The following is a 16,299-nucleotide window of genomic DNA, read 5'->3' as shown; positions in this document are numbered from 1 at the left end:
AACGCTCTATTTATAGCGAATGAAAAACTGCGATTCCAAAGCCAAGGGATAAAACCATGCAACAACGCCGTCCAATCCGCCGTGCTCTGCTTAGTGTGTCTGATAAAGCGGGTATCATTGAATTTGCCGCAGCGCTTTCTCAGCGTGGCATCGAGTTACTCTCCACCGGTGGGACTGCCCGCCTGTTGGCCGATGCTGGCCTGCCAGTCACCGAAGTTTCTGATTACACCGGTTTCCCGGAAATGATGGATGGCCGCGTTAAGACTCTGCATCCAAAAATCCATGGCGGTATTCTCGGTCGCCGTGGTCAAGACGATGCCATCATGACTGAACATGATATTCAGCCGATCGATATGGTGGTCGTCAATCTGTATCCTTTTGCTGAAACCGTGGCGCGTCCAGATTGTTCACTGGAAGATGCCGTTGAGAATATTGATATCGGCGGGCCAACCATGGTGCGCTCTGCGGCGAAGAATCATAAAGATGTCGCCATCGTGGTGAAGAGCAGTGACTATGCCGCTATCATTACCGAGCTGGATAATAATGACGGCTCGCTGACCTACCCAACCCGCTTCAATCTGGCGATTAAAGCATTCGAGCATACCGCTGCCTACGACAGCATGATCGCCAACTACTTTGGCACCATGGTTCCGGCGTACCACGGCGAGACCGAGCAGCCCGCAGGTCACTTCCCGCGAACCCTGAATCTTAACTATATTAAGAAGCAGGATATGCGTTACGGTGAAAACAGCCACCAGCAAGCTGCCTTCTATATAGAAGAGAATCTGAAAGAAGCTTCCGTCGCTGCCGCAGAGCAGCTGCAAGGCAAAGCGCTCTCTTACAACAACATCGCCGATACTGATGCCGCACTTGAGTGTGTGAAGGAGTTCAGCGAACCTGCCTGTGTGATAGTCAAACACGCTAACCCTTGTGGCGTAGCGATTGGTGACTCCACTCTTGCCGCTTACGAAAGCGCATACAAAACTGACCCTACCTCTGCTTTCGGCGGCATTATTGCTTTTAACCGTGAGTTAGATGCCGCTACCGCTCAGGCGATCATCAGCCGCCAGTTTGTGGAGGTGATTATCGCGCCAAGTGTCAGCGCCGATGCCCTGAGTGTTCTGGCTGCCAAACAAAACGTGCGTGTGTTGATCTGTGGTCAGTGGCAGGCGCGCTCTGCCGGTCTGGATTTCAAACGTGTGAATGGCGGTTTGCTGGTACAAGATCGTGATTTAGGTATGGTGACAGAAGCGGATCTGCGCGTGGTGTCTAAACGCCAGCCAACCGCGCAAGAGCTGCGTGATGCGCTGTTCTGCTGGAAAGTGGCTAAGTTCGTTAAATCCAATGCCATTGTTTATGCCCGCGATAATATGACCATAGGGATAGGCGCAGGCCAGATGAGCCGTGTTTACTCTGCCAAGATTGCCGGGATCAAAGCCGCCGACGAAGGTTTACAGGTTGCCGGCTCCGCCATGGCGTCTGATGCCTTCTTCCCGTTCCGTGATGGCATTGATGCCGCCGCTGCCGTTGGCATCACTTGCGTGATCCAGCCGGGTGGTTCTATCCGCGATGACGAAGTGATTGCTGCCGCAGATGAACACAACATCGCGATGATCTTTACTGACATGCGTCATTTCCGTCATTAATTAAACCGCTTAACGGAGTCACCCGATGAATATTTTGATTATTGGTAACGGTGGGCGCGAACACGCACTAGGCTGGAAAGCCGCGCAATCGCCTTTAGCGGATAAAATCTATGTCGCGCCGGGCAATGCCGGTACGGCGCTGGAACCTCGATTAGAAAACGTGGCTATCGCCGCGACAGATATTGCAGGCTTGCTGGCCTTTGCTCAAAGCCACGATATCGGCCTGACCATTGTTGGCCCGGAAGCACCGTTAGTGATTGGCGTGGTGGATGCATTCCGTGACGCGGGTCTGACTATCTTCGGCCCAACGCAAGCGGCAGCTCAGTTGGAAGGCTCCAAAGCGTTCACCAAAGATTTCCTGGCGCGCCACCATATCCCAACCGCGTTCTACCAGAATTTCACTGAGGTCGAACCCGCGCTGGCTTATGTTCGCAAGATTGGCGCACCAATTGTGATTAAGGCTGACGGACTGGCAGCAGGTAAAGGCGTGATTGTCGCCATGACGTTGGAAGAGGCGGAAACTGCCGTTCACGACATGTTGGCAGGTAATGCTTTTGGTGATGCTGGCCACCGTATCGTGGTGGAAGAGTTCCTCGACGGCGAAGAAGCCAGCTTTATCGTGATGGTTGATGGCAAGAATGTGCTACCAATGGCCACCAGTCAGGATCATAAACGCGTCGGTGATGGCGATACCGGCCCGAATACTGGCGGGATGGGGGCTTACTCACCAGCCCCCGTGGTAACAGATGAGATCCACCAGCGCGTGATGGATCAGATTATCTGGCCAACCGTGCGCGGCATGGCGGCGGAAGGGAGTGTCTATACCGGCTTTCTATACGCAGGCTTGATGATTTCAGCCGATGGGCAACCGAAAGTTATCGAATTCAACTGTCGCTTTGGTGATCCAGAAACACAACCTATCATGCTGCGGATGCGCTCTGATCTGGTCGAGCTCTGTTTGGCGGGTGCGCAAGGCAAGCTAAATGAGAAAACCTCTGACTGGGATGATCGCCCTTCACTGGGTGTGGTGCTGGCAGCGGGCGGTTATCCGGCAGATTATCGCCAGGGCGATGTTATCCAAGGATTGCCGCAGCAAGAAGTGGCCGACGGAAAAGTATTCCATGCCGGTACGCAGTTGAATGGTGATAATCAGGTGGTGACCAGCGGCGGGCGGGTATTGTGCGTAACCGCACTGGGGGACACCGTCGCCAAGGCACAGCAGCGCGCTTATCAGTTAGCGGCGGATATTCATTGGGAAGGCAGTTTCTGCCGCAAAGATATTGGCTATCGGGCGATTGCTCGTGGCAAATAACCAGACCGTGATAAACAACTAGCTAGCAGTCAATACTTTCGATGGGCACGGTTCGCTGTGCCCATTTTACATTTCAGATGTTATAAACTGCCGGCGCTCGGTTCCCAGCGGCAGAAATCCTGATTGGCAGCCAGCAACAGCTGTTGACCTTCCGGTGAGTCCAGCCACGCGACACCTAAGGGTTGCGCACTCTTCCCGCCCCGCTGGCTCAACCATCTCTGCGAGTTATCATCGAGGCTCAGCCGTAATGTTTTTCCGGCACAGCTGGTGACGATACCATCCTGCCAATGCCCCTGAGTTAATCTGACGTTTCCGGCGCGCAGTGCGCTGCTCAGCTCCAGAATACGTTTCGCTTCCAACTGGTAAACCGCAATCTCATCGGTTGAGAGCTGCTCACGACGCTCGGCCAATTGGCGCTGCATAAAGCTCACCTGCCCCTGCTCATCGAAACGCAGCTCGATGCTCTGTGGGTTATGGCCTAAATCGTTACGACGAATTTCATGCAAAATACCATTTTGGTATTGATAGAAGGTAACGCGAGTATTGTCCCCGGAGTAGGGGCTATAGACGCTCATCAACACCTGTGGCTGCTGTTGCGCATTATCCTGACGCCATAGACGCACTACGCCGCTGTCGGCGATGTATCCGCTAGCACTGAATTGGGGGGAGTTTGACTGACTGCTACAGGCGCTGAGACCAAAGGCTAAACCGAGGGTCATCAGCACCCGCTGCATAAACAAAAGGGGCTTTGCCACCCCCCTGCTTATTATTTTCACTGACACACTATTAAGATTTAACAGAATCTTTCAGTGCTTTACCAGAAACAAACGCTGGCACATTAGCTGCAGCAATTTTGATTTCTTTACCAGTCTGTGGGTTGCGGCCAGTGCGCTCATTACGATGGTTTACTTTAAAAGTACCGAAACCAACCAATTGTACTGGATCACCGTCTTTCAGAGATTCGGTAATTGCAGCCAGTGTGGACTCCAAAGCAGCTTTAGCTTGAGCTTTAGAAAGGTCCGCTTTGTCCGCGATTACGTCAATCAGTTGAGTCTTATTCATAAGTTATCCTTACAGTGTGTTTATCGTTTGCAAAGCATCAAGTGCGACGGATATGCCAAATGACAGCACTCTCCTGCATACACGCACCGATAGCCACTTTTTTTCGCCCCCCAAATGTAGAACAGACAGGGGGCAGATGTGAAGCCTTAAGACGTGACAAATCAGGCGTTAAATCACGTTTTCTTGCCTTATTGCGTTAAATTTATGCCAATGTTGCTAACAGCCGCTTCCCGCAGGTCAGATCGTAACCCTTTTATCAAATCCAGGTCGCGCTCTTCACAGTCAGCCAAGAGGCGGAAAATCTCCCATTGGATGTCCCACTCCTCTTCGACTGCGGGTAAGATTTTTAGCTCTTCATCGGTCATTTCTTTGCCAGCCAGTGTCATTTCCAACATGGCAACAGTGCGAATGGATGCTTCGCTGATCGCGATGGCATGTTCCAGTGTCTCCCCACTCAAACGCGAATGGATCGCCTCACTTAAGGCGATACACGCATCGATGGCCGGATAAACACCGTAGATAGCATAGTCATCAGCTGAAGGAATTGCCTCTTCCAACTTCTCCAACTGACTATCAAAATTCACTTTAGCGTCTTTTACAACCAACGTTTCCCAGATAAGGTCCAGAATGCGCCGGTAAACCGCCGGATCGCCAAACTCTGTTTCCAGACAAAATTGCTGATAGTTGGGATACATCCGTTCGCACAAACAAGCCATGAAAGTCAGGTGTTGCCAGCTTTCCAGCTTTTCGAGACGTAGATGAATCGGATTACGTATCATGATGAGTTCTCATTATTCATTATCTGCGCGGCAGTGTACCCGAAATTAAATCATATCCCTATTGTTGCCAAGCAAATCAGGAGTTTTCCGCACCCAACGTTGAAATTGCGGGCGGTTTGAGGCGATAGCATCCGCCCAGCGAGTGGGTTCTGGCAAGCGGTAACCCGCCATGCAGCGCTGAACCCACGTCAATGCGCTCGCCACACTCACCCGATGCCCCGGCGAAATAAACAGCGGGTTGCAGCGAGTTTTACTGCGCCATACCCAACCAAGTTGTTCATCGCCGTCAATTAGAGGTTGTACTGCGCCGTTAGCGCTCTCCAGCGGCTGAAAATGCCCACATAGGCGGCTTTTGGCGACACCAATGGTGGGCACATCCACTAACAGACCAAAATGGCTGGCAACCCCTAAACGGCGTGGATGCGCGATACCCTGCCCATCAACAAAAACCAGTTCAGGCCGTTGCTGGAGCTGCGCCCAAGCGGCTAATAATGCAGGGTATTCACGAAAAGAGAGTAAACCGGGGATATACGGCAGTGAAGTTTCTACCCGTGCAATCTGATACTCCACCAGCTCGAGCGAGGGATAGCGCAAAATCGCGATAGCAGCACGGGTCACCTCCCCCTGCTGCTCAAAACCCACATCAGCGCCAGCAATAAAGCGCACTGGCGGGTTAACACCCCCCGCCAGAACCGGGTCATCTTGCAGTATTACCTCAGATGCCCGCTGTTGTTGCTCTGCCCGGAGCGCTTTAGTGTCAATCATCTGGCAACCTATTCAGATAATCTATTGGTGATAAGGCCGTGATAGCGCATGTACCGCTTTAACAAAAGCACCGGCATGTTCTGGCGGGACATCCTGATGAATGCCGTGGCCCAGATTAAACACATGACCCTCACCTTGCCCAAAACTGGCTAAAATAGTGCTGACTTCTTGCTCAATACGCGCAGGTGGTGCATACAAGATGGAAGGGTCCATATTGCCTTGCAGCGCGACTTTATCACCCACACGGCGACGCGCATCGGCAAGGTCAGTGGTCCAATCCAGCCCCAGCGCATCACAGCCGGTGGCAGCCATGGCTTCCAGCCACTGCCCGCCGCCTTTGGTAAACAAGGTGACCGGGACACGCCGCCCCTCGTTTTCACGAGTCAGGCCATTGACGATTTTATGCATGTAATTCAATGAGAACTCAAGATAGTCGCGGCCTGTCAACACCCCGCCCCAAGTATCAAAAACCATCACTGACTGCGCTCCGGCCCTGATTTGCGCATTGAGATACAAAATGACGCTATCGGCCAGTTTATCCAGCAACAGATGCAGTGTTTGTGGTTCGGCATACATCATTTTTTTCAGTTTGGTGAAGGCCTTGCTGCTACCGCCCTCGACCATGTAGGTCGCCAGCGTCCATGGGCTGCCGGAGAAGCCAATCAGCGGCACTTGCCCTGCCAGCTCACGACGAATAGTGCGCACCGCATTCATGACGTAGCCCAACTCCTGTTCAGGATCAGGGATCGGCAACTTTTCAACATCGGCGCGGCAGGTAATTGGCGATTTGAAGCGCGGGCCTTCGCCGGTTTCAAAATAGAGCCCTAGCCCCATGGCATCCGGGATGGTTAGAATGTCTGAAAACAGAATCGCTGCATCCAGTGGATAACGACGCAATGGCTGCATCGTCACTTCACAGGCCAGCTCCGCGTTTTTACACAGCGACATAAAATCACCGGCAATTGCGCGGGTAGCTTTGTATTCTGGCAAGTAGCGGCCCGCCTGGCGCATCATCCATACCGGTGTGATATCAACCGGTTGGCGCAATAAGGCCCGCAGATAGCGATCGTTTTTCAATTCATTCATGGTGAAGCTCCCTTAATTACCTGGCGGCCATCTTTTAGTTGGCAGCATTGTAGCATGCCAGATTCAGCTTTCCTGCTCACTGCGGCACAAGACCACCGTATCTTCAATCAACCTGCGGGCCACAGTGCCCGGCGGCGGCAGTAATGGGAGTTGGTCGTAGCGATACCAACCGGCATTGAGCAGCTCTTTCGGATCGTGGCGCAGTTCGCCGTGGTCATACTCCGCCATATAGGCCACCATGAGCGAATGTGGGAACGGCCAGGGTTGTGACGTCACGTAGCGCAGATTTTTAATGTGAATATTGCTCTCTTCCAAAACCTCACGGGACACCGCCTGCTCCAATGTTTCGCCCACTTCGACAAAACCGGCCAGCACCGTATTAATCCCACCACGATGCCGCACATGCTGCGCCAATAAGATTTCATCACCACGGCGAATGGCAACAATCACACAAGGGGCGATTTGCGGATAATAACGTTCACGGCAGTGATTACACAGGCAAGCCCATTCGGTGCGGCTGGCATGCATTTGATGGCCGCAATAGCCGCAGAAACGGTGGGAGCGATAAAACTCCGCTAATTGCACACCCCGCCCAGCCAGTTGGAACAGGCCGCGATCTACATCCAGTAATTGGCGCACTGATCCCATGTCGGTCGGCATGATCTGGCGAATAAGCCAAACCGCCTGCCCCTGCCATTCACCAATTTGTCTGGCGGTTGCGCCCTGTAGCGACCAATTGGCAGCATTGCCTTGTGGCAACTCCCCTTTTGGCAGCCATAGTTTGTTTTCATGGCTGACTACCCACCAGCCACTCTCTTTACCTGTAAGTTGTAGTTCCATATCGTTGTTGCACAACCTCGACTTCACTGGCAATCTAGAATCTGGCTTGTTACTTTTTTGTAACTCATTATTACTTCACGGAGTCGTTCATGCTCAATCGACTGGAAAGCTTGACTCAACGCGTTGGCGGCAGTAATGAATTAATTGATCAATGGCTTCATGCGCGTAAAGAACTTTTAGTTTCGTATTGCACAGTGATCGGTATTAAGCCGCGAAAAGAAAAGCATACCCCGCTTAATGAAAAAGCGCTGGAGAACTTTTGTCATAACCTGGTGGATTATCTCTCAGCTGGTCATTTTCACATCTACGACAGAATTATCAAGCAGGTAGAAGGCGAGTCCAGCCCAAGAATGGCGCTGACCACCAAAGTTTACCCTGCGTTAAAAAACAATACCCAAACTATCATGTTATTCCACGATCGTTATACCAACATCGAGATCGATGACGATGATAGCTGCACCGAGTTCCAACAGGCGTTATCCGATATCGGCGAAGCCCTCGACGCCCGTTTCCAGTTAGAAGATCAGTTAATTAAGTGGGCAGCAGAGTCCTGGCAAACCGCTCAGCCAGAAAATAGAAAAAGTCAGGCCAATTAACCAAATACATCAATAGTAAGCATAATTGTCGCAGGCAATTTGGATGCAGACAGCGCGCACACACGTAGTACGTGAGGATTTGGAGCACTGCCCAAACTCAAAGTGCGGCAAGAAAATAGCTTACGGTCGGCCCTTGTAGTTTTAATACAACCTCATATACTGAGGATTCTTGTCGGAGTGCCTAGCGTCGGCTTTTAAAAGCAGATGCAGGCTGAGACCGTTAATTCGGGATCCGCGGAACCTGATCGGGTTAGTACCCGCGAAGGGAACAAGAGTAATTTATCGCTACAGGCCCGGTCTTCCCCTTCACAGGTGTCTGCCGGTCACTGGCCAACATCGTTACTCCCGCCAAGCTCCAGACAAGCAATTTTCCCTATACACCACATTGGCTCTATAAACCACACTGGTAGGAATTTGCTATGTCTAATAATACAACGTCAGCCACCACGAAAAACCCATCACGCCCGCGCAAACAGCAGCGCGAAGAGGCCCAACAGTTTATTGATAGTTTACAGGGGGTGACTTTCCCCAACTCCCAACGCATCTACCTGCAAGGTTCACGGCCTGACATTCAGGTGCCGATGCGCGAGATCCAACTTAGCCCGACCTTGATCAGCGGCAGCAAGAGCGATCCGCGCTACGAAGATAACGAGGCCATTCCGGTTTACGACACCTCCGGCCCCTATGGTGATCCCCTCGCCAAACTAGACGTCCATGTGGGGCTGCCCAAACTGCGTGCTAGCTGGATAGCGGATCGTCAGGATACCGAGGCCCTCACCTCGGTCAGTTCAGGATTTACCCAGCAGCGTTTAGCGGACGCAGGTTTGGATCATCTGCGCTTTGAGCATCTACCGAAGCCGAAAAAAGCCATTGAGGGCAAGTGTGTCACCCAACTGCACTATGCTCGTGCAGGGATTGCCACACCAGAAATGGAGTTTATCGCCCTGCGTGAAAATATGGGGCGAGAAAGAGTTCGCGGCGAAGTCTTGCGCCACCAGCATCCTGGGCAGAATTTCGGCGCTAATTTGCCGGAGAACATCACAGCAGAATTCGTGCGCCAAGAAGTTGCCGCAGGCCGCGCCATCATCCCCGCCAATATTAATCACCCCGAAGCTGAGCCAATGATTATTGGTCGCAACTTTTTGGTCAAAGTGAACGCCAACATCGGCAATTCGGCGGTGACCTCCTCCATCGAAGAGGAGGTGGAAAAGCTGGTGTGGTCCACGCGCTGGGGAGCCGATACCGTGATGGACTTATCTACTGGCCGCTATATTCATGAAACTCGTGAATGGATTTTGCGTAACAGCCCGGTGCCGATCGGCACAGTGCCCATCTATCAGGCGCTGGAAAAAGTGAATGGCGTGGCTGAAAATCTGACCTGGGAGATGTTCCGCGACACCTTGCTGGAGCAGGCGGAGCAAGGGGTTGATTACTTTACTATCCACGCCGGTGTGTTGCTGCGCTATGTGCCGATGACCGCCAAACGCCTAACAGGTATTGTCTCTCGTGGTGGGTCTATCATGGCGAAGTGGTGCTTGTCCCATCATCAGGAGAACTTCCTGTATCAGCATTTCCGTGAAATCTGCCAAATTTGTGCCGCCTACGACGTTTCATTATCACTCGGCGATGGCTTGCGGCCAGGTTCTATTCAGGATGCCAATGATGAAGCCCAATTTGCCGAATTGCATACACTGGGTGAATTAACCAAGATCGCCTGGGAATATGATGTTCAGGTGATGATCGAAGGCCCGGGGCATGTGCCGATGCAGATGATCCACCGCAATATGACCGAGGAGTTGGAGCACTGTCACGAAGCCCCCTTCTATACCCTGGGGCCACTCACCACAGATATCGCACCGGGTTATGATCACTTCACCTCAGGCATTGGGGCGGCAATGATCGGCTGGTTTGGTTGCGCCATGCTCTGTTACGTCACGCCAAAAGAGCATCTGGGCCTGCCGAATAAAGATGATGTAAAACAGGGGCTAATCACCTACAAAATCGCCGCCCATGCCGCCGATCTGGCTAAAGGGCACCCCGGCGCACAGATCCGCGATAACGCCATGTCGAAAGCCCGTTTTGAATTCCGCTGGGAAGATCAATTCAATCTGGCCCTTGATCCCGAAACCGCGCGCGCCTATCACGATGAAACCCTGCCGCAAGAGTCGGGCAAAGTGGCCCACTTCTGCTCCATGTGTGGGCCAAAATTCTGCTCGATGAAAATCTCGCAAGAAGTGCGCGACTATGCAGCCGCACAAGAAGAGGCCGCAGCGCAAGAGTTGGCTACAGCACAACAACCGGCCGTCACGGCGCAACCTATCCAGATTCAACAAGCGGGTATGGCGCAGATGTCGGTCGAATTCCGCTCTCGTGGCAGTGAGTTGTACCACAGCAAAAGTATCCGGCAGAGCGAGGTTAACGATGAACAAGCCTGATGCCCCCTTTGCTACCACTCAACACCGGCTGGGTCTGTACCCGGTGGTGGATTCACTGCTCTGGATAACCCGGCTATTAGCCAGCGGCGTGACCACTATCCAATTGCGCATCAAAGAGTTAGATGAGACAGAGGTGGAACAGGATATTGCCGCCGCCATTGAGTTGGGTAAACGCTATAACGCCCGCTTATTTATCAATGACTACTGGCGGTTGGCGATTAAGCATGGCGCTTACGGGGTGCATCTGGGTCAGGAGGATCTGGAGATAGCTGATTTGATAGCGATTCAGCAAGCCGGATTACGGCTGGGCGTATCGACCCATGATGAGCAGGAGTTGGCGCTAGCCCGTGAGTTGCGCCCCTCCTATATCGCCCTCGGCCATATTTTCCCCACGCAAACCAAACAGATGCCTTCTGCCCCGCAAGGGGTGGAGGCCTTAGCGCGCCAGGTGAGCAACACGCCGGATTATCCCACGGTTGCCATTGGCGGTATCAGTTTGGCGCGTGTTCCTCAGGTGGTCGCCAGCGGTGTCGGGAGTGTGGCGGTGGTCAGTGCCATCACCCAAGCCGCTGACTGGCAGCACGCCACCGCGCAACTACTGCAACTGGTGGAAGGTAAGGAGTCAACTTATGCATAATAACGCATTGAGTGATCAGGATTTTCTACGCTATAGCCGCCAGTTGCTACTGGAGGATCTCGGCCCCGAGGGGCAGCAAAAGCTCAAACAGGCCAGTGTACTCATTGTCGGTCTGGGCGGCCTTGGTTCGCCAGCGGCGCTCTATCTCGCCGCCGCTGGCGTAGGAAGATTGTGGCTGGCAGATGATGATGCCTTAGAAATAAGTAACTTACAGCGACAGGTACTCTATCGTACGGCGGATATTGGTCACAGCAAAGCCAAATTGGCTCAGCGCCACTTGCAGGGTTTGAACCCGCAGATAGAGGCCATCACTCTTGATAGACGGCTGACGGGCAGCACCTTAACCGATGCGGTCGCGGTGGCGGATTTAGTGCTCGATTGCTGTGACAACATGGAAACCCGCCATCAGGTGAATGCCGCCTGTGTGCAAGCGGGCAAACCACTAATCAGCGGCAGTGCCGTCGGCTTTAGCGGCCAGTTGCTGATTATCGAACCCCCTTACACCCACGGCTGCTACGCCTGCTTGTATCCCAGCAAAGAGACACAACAGCGCAACTGCCGCACCGCCGGTGTATTAGGGCCAGTGGTTGGGGTCATCGGCACCTTGCAAGCATTGGAGGCGATCAAGATGTTGGCAGGGCTGCCCTCGGCACTCAGTGGCAAATTACGCCTTTTCGATGGCAAACAGCAAAGCTGGAGCACGCTACAACTCAGCAAAGCCAGCCATTGCACGGCTTGCGGAGGCAGCGCGTGAAGATTTCACTCAATGATGAATTGATCGCGCTGGAAAACCCGCTGACAGTGCAGGAGTTGCTAACTCAACTGGGCTACAGCCAGCCGGGTAGCGCGCTGGCGGTCAATCAAACCATTATCCCCCGTGATAGTTGGGACGACCGCCTATTGCAGGACGGGGATGACATTTTGCTGTTTCAAGCTATTGCCGGAGGCTGACATGTTGAAAATTGCCGATACCACTTTTACTTCAAGACTATTTACCGGAACCGGAAAGTTTTCGACGCCAGCACTGATGTTGGCGGCGCTACAGGCGTCCGGTTCACAGTTAATCACCATGGCGATGAAGCGGGTTGACCTGAAATCAGGCAACGATGCCATTCTCGCACCATTGCGCCAGTTGGGTGTGCGCTTGCTGCCCAACACCTCAGGGGCGAAAACCGCCGAGGAAGCGGTATTTGCAGCGCGCCTGGCCCGTGAGGCCCTCGGCACCCATTGGGTAAAACTGGAGATCCACCCGGATGTGAAGTATCTGTTACCTGATCCGATAGAGACCCTAAAAGCTGCTGAGATATTGGTGAAACAGGGATTCGTGGTGTTGCCCTACTGTGGCGCTGACCCGGTTTTGTGCAAACGGCTGGAAGAGGTGGGCTGCGCTGCCGTCATGCCATTGGGCGCACCTATTGGTTCAAACTTGGGATTACGCACCCGCGATTTTCTGCAAATTATTATCGAGCAAGCCAGGGTGCCGGTGGTGGTCGATGCCGGTATTGGTGCACCAAGCCATGCGCTTGAGGCGATAGAACTGGGTGCGGATGCTGTGCTGGTGAATACCGCAATTGCTGTCGCCCGCTCACCGGTACAAATGGCCCACGCTTTTCGGCTGGCGGTGGAGTCCGGCGAGTTAGCGCGTCAGGCGGGGTTGGGGCATTCACAACATCAGGCCACGGCCACCAGCCCGCTGACCGGATTCCTCAGCCAACTGGAGGAGAATCATCATGTCTGAAGAGTTTAGCCATCACTGGCAGCAATTGGATTGGGATGATATTTCGCTGCGCATCAATACTAAAACTGCCGGTGATGTTGAACGGGCAATAAATAGCAGCAAGCCCGACCGGGAAGATCTCATGGCGCTGATTTCACCAGCCGCGCTGGCCTATCTGGAGCCAATGGCGCAAAAAGCGCAGCAGCTAACTCGCCAACGTTTCGGTAATACCGTGGGTTTTTATGTGCCGCTGTATCTCTCCAACCTCTGCGCCAATGATTGCACCTATTGCGGCTTCTCGATGAGTAACCGCATCAAACGCAAAACGCTGGATGAAACCGAGATCATCCGTGAGTGCGAAGCCATCAAAACTCTGGGTTTCGAGCATCTCTTATTGGTCACTGGGGAACATCAGGCAAAAGTGGGCATGGACTACTTTCGTCGCCATCTGCCCGCCATTCGCCGTCGTTTTAGTTCCCTGATGATGGAGGTGCAACCGCTGGCAGAGGAGGAGTATGCGGAGTTAAAAACCTTGGGATTGGATGGCGTGATGGTTTATCAGGAAACATATCACCCAGCAACCTATCAGCAGCATCACTTACGGGGCCATAAGCAGGATTTCCATTGGCGACTGGCAACCCCTGATCGTTTAGGGCGGGCCGGGATCGATAAGATCGGATTAGGTGCATTGATTGGGCTATCCAATAGCTGGCGCACTGACTGCTATATGCTGGCAGAGCACCTGTTTTACCTGCAACGGCGTTATTGGCAGAGTCGCTATTCAATCTCCTTCCCACGTTTGCGGCCCTGTGCTGGCGGCATTGAACCCGCATCACTGATGAGCGAACCTCAGCTGCTGCAACTGATTTGTGCTTTCCGCCTGTTCGCGCCGGATGTGGAGTTGTCGTTATCGACTCGTGAATCGCCATTTTTCCGCGATAATGTGATTCCGGTAGCAATCAACAATGTCAGTGCCGGATCTAAAACTCAGCCGGGCGGCTATGCTGATGATCATCCGGAGCTGGAACAGTTCTCCCCCCACGATAATCGTTCGCCGCAACAAGTGGCCCACGCCTTAATGCAAGCAGGGCTACAACCGGTTTGGAAAGACTGGGATCGCCATTTAGGGCGATCTCTCTAATCCGTCAGCTCTACGCCCGCAGGTTGAGTGCAGCAAGCGTGTTGAATTAAACTTTTGGGAGGGTAAAGCAGCTTCAGTAATAGCGCTACTGAGACTGACTTTACCTTCGTTAGAAAAGCGGCTGCCACTTAGAAGTTTGCATTAATAACTGTATCTATAATTTCACCTTCTTGCGCGTCAACCCAGTCAGAAACTATAATTCCCAAGTAAGTCTTGGTTCTATGCTTATATTCATCAGAAAACCACTTATTAATACCGTCATATCCTGTAAATCCGTTAGCACCGATAAAAGGAGTCACCAGATATCCGCCTATATTGGTGTAATTAATATAAATTTCATTATCACTTTTATTTTTAGCCAACGCGATTAAGTCATTAATGGGTTTTATTTTATCTGTTATTGATAATACAGTATAATCAGAATGCTCGTCCTGCACATGTAATTTACAATAACCATTGTCTATAACAAAAGTTTTATTATCTTCCCACGGCATGACATTAATGCCCATATTCCCATCTTTCCCATCTTTCCCATCTTTCCCATCTTTCCCATCTTTCCCATCCTTCCCATCCTTCCCATCCTTCCCATCTTGATAGCGACATAACAGGATTATCTTGCCCCGTATATCTTCAATGGAAGGTATTTTATTGATGATAAAAAAACAATCAATATATAGCTTTAAATAACTATCTACCAAAACATCATGAAATTCCCCCTCATCCCCCACCTGTTTTATCGAAAGTATAATAAACTCTGTCGGGTTGTTTTTTATAAACACTAAACAACTCGTTAACACATCACTGAGATTCTGATTCAGATATACGTCACTATGATAGAGTGCCAGTACATCTTTAATTAGGCGACATGTTATATCTAGGAATCTAATGCCGTTATTCAATTGAACATCGATATCCCATAGTTGTGTCTGAATCTGCCCAGTTGGTATCATGAAAGGGAAGATAGCTGCCGAGTTATGTGTACCAGGAATAGATATATTGCTCAGTAGCATTGAACCATTTAATTTCCCCATCCAATTTTTTCTATTCATAAATCACCTTCCTTGCATAAAGATTGAATATTTTATTTAGATAATCTAGTCAAGATCGTGCTTTTAACAAATATCATCATTTGACCTCAAAATAACATCTATCATAGCTGCCTTATTGGTATCGACAAAATCAGAAACTATTATCCCTAATTGACATGTTGTGCATGTCTCGTATTCATCAGCGAACCATTTATTAAGGCCATCCCTAATAGTATTACCCACCGCACCTAATCGAGGAGTAACAGTAGTGTCACTTACGTTGGTAAAGTTAATATACAATTCATTTTTTTTCCCATTCCTGGCACGTTTTATTAATTTAGCCACATGCTCTCTTTTTTTATGAAAGTCAAAAAGACTATAGCCAGAATACTTATCTTGAATATGTATATTGTAATTTCCATTTTTAATCGTAAAGGTGTTATTGTCTCGCCATGGTGTGGCATTAATACCTAAATCACCTCCCTGGTAGCGACGGAAAAGAACAATTTTCCCAATTATCTCCTTAATGGTCGGGATTTTATTTTCCGTGAAAAATAAATCCTTATGCTTTTTTATATACCGCTCAGACATTACCTCGTGAAATAGCATAGTACTATCTTCTTCGGTATGCTCTTTTTTAACAGAAAGTATAATAAACTCTGTTGGATTATCTAATAAAAATTTAATGCAACTCGCTAATACATCGCCGAAATTTAAGCCTAAATAAAAGCTACCATGATGCAGAGTAAATACATTCTTAATAAGGCGACACCTTATATCAAGAAACCTTATACCATTATCTAATTGCTCTCTTATATTCCAGCGTTGCGTCCGAACATACCCAAATGAAATACGATGAAGAGTGTATGCAGCAGAATCGTGAGTTCCAGGAATAGAGAGTTCAGTCAGAAGCCTTGATTTATCTACTAACCCTACCCAATTACTAGTTGTATATATCATAAATTCACATCCTTATATAAAACAATACTCCTGCGATATAAAAAACCCTATTAACTTTTGCATACACCATGGGAAAATTCTATTGGAATAAATGCAAATACCTAATATTTATTATTATAGAAATAATAAAATTTAAAGTAGAAGATATTGAGTATTTAAGGTGTGTTCAGCCGGGATACTGGGAAGCCAGGGGGATGACGAGTCGCATTGTAGCGAGAGATGAGGTCAAGAACTTGAGAGATTTGCATAAAAAAAATCCGAGAATGAAAACATTCCCGGATTTTCACACAGTATA

17 protein-coding genes and 1 riboswitch are annotated in these 16,299 nt (G+C 50.6%); of the genes, 9 read left to right on the top strand and 8 right to left on the bottom strand.

Annotated features, from left to right (window positions below; translation table 11 throughout):
- The first annotated feature begins 56 nt into the window (after positions 1-56).
- On the top strand, positions 57-1,646 hold the full coding sequence (gene purH, locus FFE93_RS01490) for a bifunctional phosphoribosylaminoimidazolecarboxamide formyltransferase/IMP cyclohydrolase (protein ID WP_138774709.1): 1,590 nt from the start codon (positions 57-59) through the stop codon (positions 1,644-1,646).
- A 25-nt stretch (positions 1,647-1,671) separates the two neighbouring features.
- Positions 1,672-2,958, top strand: a complete 1,287-nt coding sequence (gene purD, locus FFE93_RS01485; RefSeq protein ID WP_005277590.1) for a phosphoribosylamine--glycine ligase — start codon at positions 1,672-1,674, stop codon at positions 2,956-2,958.
- An 80-nt stretch (positions 2,959-3,038) separates the two neighbouring features.
- Here the strand turns inward: purD and FFE93_RS01480 are convergent, their stop codons facing one another.
- The 6 genes from FFE93_RS01480 to nudC form a co-directional block, all read right to left on the bottom strand.
- Positions 3,039-3,692, bottom strand: a complete 654-nt coding sequence (locus FFE93_RS01480) for a DUF1481 domain-containing protein (RefSeq protein WP_049602991.1) — start codon at positions 3,690-3,692, stop codon at positions 3,039-3,041.
- A 52-nt stretch (positions 3,693-3,744) separates the two neighbouring features.
- Positions 3,745-4,020 (bottom strand): nucleoid-associated protein HU-alpha, encoded by a 276-nt coding sequence (gene hupA / locus FFE93_RS01475; protein ID WP_004876782.1) that lies wholly within the window; start codon positions 4,018-4,020, stop codon positions 3,745-3,747.
- A 188-nt stretch (positions 4,021-4,208) separates the two neighbouring features.
- A complete protein-coding gene (locus FFE93_RS01470; protein WP_032898579.1) occupies positions 4,209-4,799 on the bottom strand; it encodes a YjaG family protein in 591 nt (196 codons plus the stop codon).
- Between the two features lie 45 nt (positions 4,800-4,844).
- Complete coding sequence (nfi, locus tag FFE93_RS01465; RefSeq protein ID WP_005277583.1) at positions 4,845-5,564, bottom strand: deoxyribonuclease V; 720 nt, start codon at positions 5,562-5,564, stop codon at positions 4,845-4,847.
- Between the two features lie 21 nt (positions 5,565-5,585).
- Complete coding sequence (gene hemE / locus FFE93_RS01460; protein ID WP_005277581.1) at positions 5,586-6,650, bottom strand: uroporphyrinogen decarboxylase; 1,065 nt, start codon at positions 6,648-6,650, stop codon at positions 5,586-5,588.
- Between the two features lie 63 nt (positions 6,651-6,713).
- On the bottom strand, positions 6,714-7,490 hold the full coding sequence (gene nudC / locus FFE93_RS01455) for an NAD(+) diphosphatase (RefSeq protein ID WP_005277579.1): 777 nt from the start codon (positions 7,488-7,490) through the stop codon (positions 6,714-6,716).
- 89 nt (positions 7,491-7,579) lie between these two features.
- Between nudC and FFE93_RS01450 the strand changes: the two genes are divergently transcribed.
- The 7 genes from FFE93_RS01450 to thiH all read left to right on the top strand — a co-directional run bounded on the left by FFE93_RS01450 (position 7,580) and on the right by thiH (position 14,016).
- Entirely contained in the window at positions 7,580-8,086 is a 507-nt protein-coding gene (locus FFE93_RS01450) for an Rsd/AlgQ family anti-sigma factor (protein ID WP_005277578.1), read from the top strand.
- A 163-nt stretch (positions 8,087-8,249) separates the two neighbouring features.
- A riboswitch (TPP riboswitch) is annotated at positions 8,250-8,371 on the top strand.
- Positions 8,372-8,505: 134 nt separating this feature from the next.
- Complete coding sequence (gene thiC / locus FFE93_RS01445) at positions 8,506-10,521, top strand: phosphomethylpyrimidine synthase ThiC (protein ID WP_138774708.1); 2,016 nt, start codon at positions 8,506-8,508, stop codon at positions 10,519-10,521.
- Entirely contained in the window at positions 10,508-11,158 is a 651-nt protein-coding gene (gene thiE, locus FFE93_RS01440) for a thiamine phosphate synthase (RefSeq protein WP_138774707.1), read from the top strand. Before thiC ends, thiE begins: the two co-directional genes overlap by 14 nt.
- Positions 11,151-11,912 (top strand): HesA/MoeB/ThiF family protein, encoded by a 762-nt coding sequence (locus FFE93_RS01435; RefSeq protein WP_138774706.1) that lies wholly within the window; start codon positions 11,151-11,153, stop codon positions 11,910-11,912. Before thiE ends, FFE93_RS01435 begins: the two co-directional genes overlap by 8 nt.
- Entirely contained in the window at positions 11,909-12,109 is a 201-nt protein-coding gene (gene thiS, locus FFE93_RS01430; RefSeq protein ID WP_032898576.1) for a sulfur carrier protein ThiS, read from the top strand. Before FFE93_RS01435 ends, thiS begins: the two co-directional genes overlap by 4 nt.
- 1 nt (position 12,110) lies before the next feature.
- Positions 12,111-12,896 (top strand): thiazole synthase, encoded by a 786-nt coding sequence (locus tag FFE93_RS01425; protein WP_005277570.1) that lies wholly within the window; start codon positions 12,111-12,113, stop codon positions 12,894-12,896.
- Positions 12,889-14,016, top strand: coding sequence for a 2-iminoacetate synthase ThiH (gene thiH, locus FFE93_RS01420; RefSeq protein ID WP_138774705.1), 1,128 nt, complete (start codon positions 12,889-12,891; stop codon positions 14,014-14,016). Before FFE93_RS01425 ends, thiH begins: the two co-directional genes overlap by 8 nt.
- Before the next feature lie 128 nt (positions 14,017-14,144).
- Here the strand turns inward: thiH and FFE93_RS21460 are convergent, their stop codons facing one another.
- Positions 14,145-15,065 carry a phosphatidylinositol-specific phospholipase C domain-containing protein gene (locus FFE93_RS21460; RefSeq protein ID WP_186367687.1) on the bottom strand — a complete coding sequence of 307 codons (921 nt, stop codon included), beginning with the start codon at positions 15,063-15,065 and terminating at the stop codon, positions 14,145-14,147.
- Positions 15,066-15,128: 63 nt separating this feature from the next.
- A complete protein-coding gene (locus FFE93_RS01410; protein WP_054873145.1) occupies positions 15,129-16,004 on the bottom strand; it encodes a phosphatidylinositol-specific phospholipase C in 876 nt (291 codons plus the stop codon).
- Positions 16,005-16,299: the final 295 nt, after the last annotated feature.

Origin of the sequence: Yersinia sp. KBS0713 (assembly GCF_005937895.2) — a bacterium.
Classification (GTDB): Bacteria; Pseudomonadota; Gammaproteobacteria; order Enterobacterales; family Enterobacteriaceae; genus Yersinia; species Yersinia bercovieri.
This window is presented reverse-complemented; position numbering and strand designations above follow the sequence as displayed.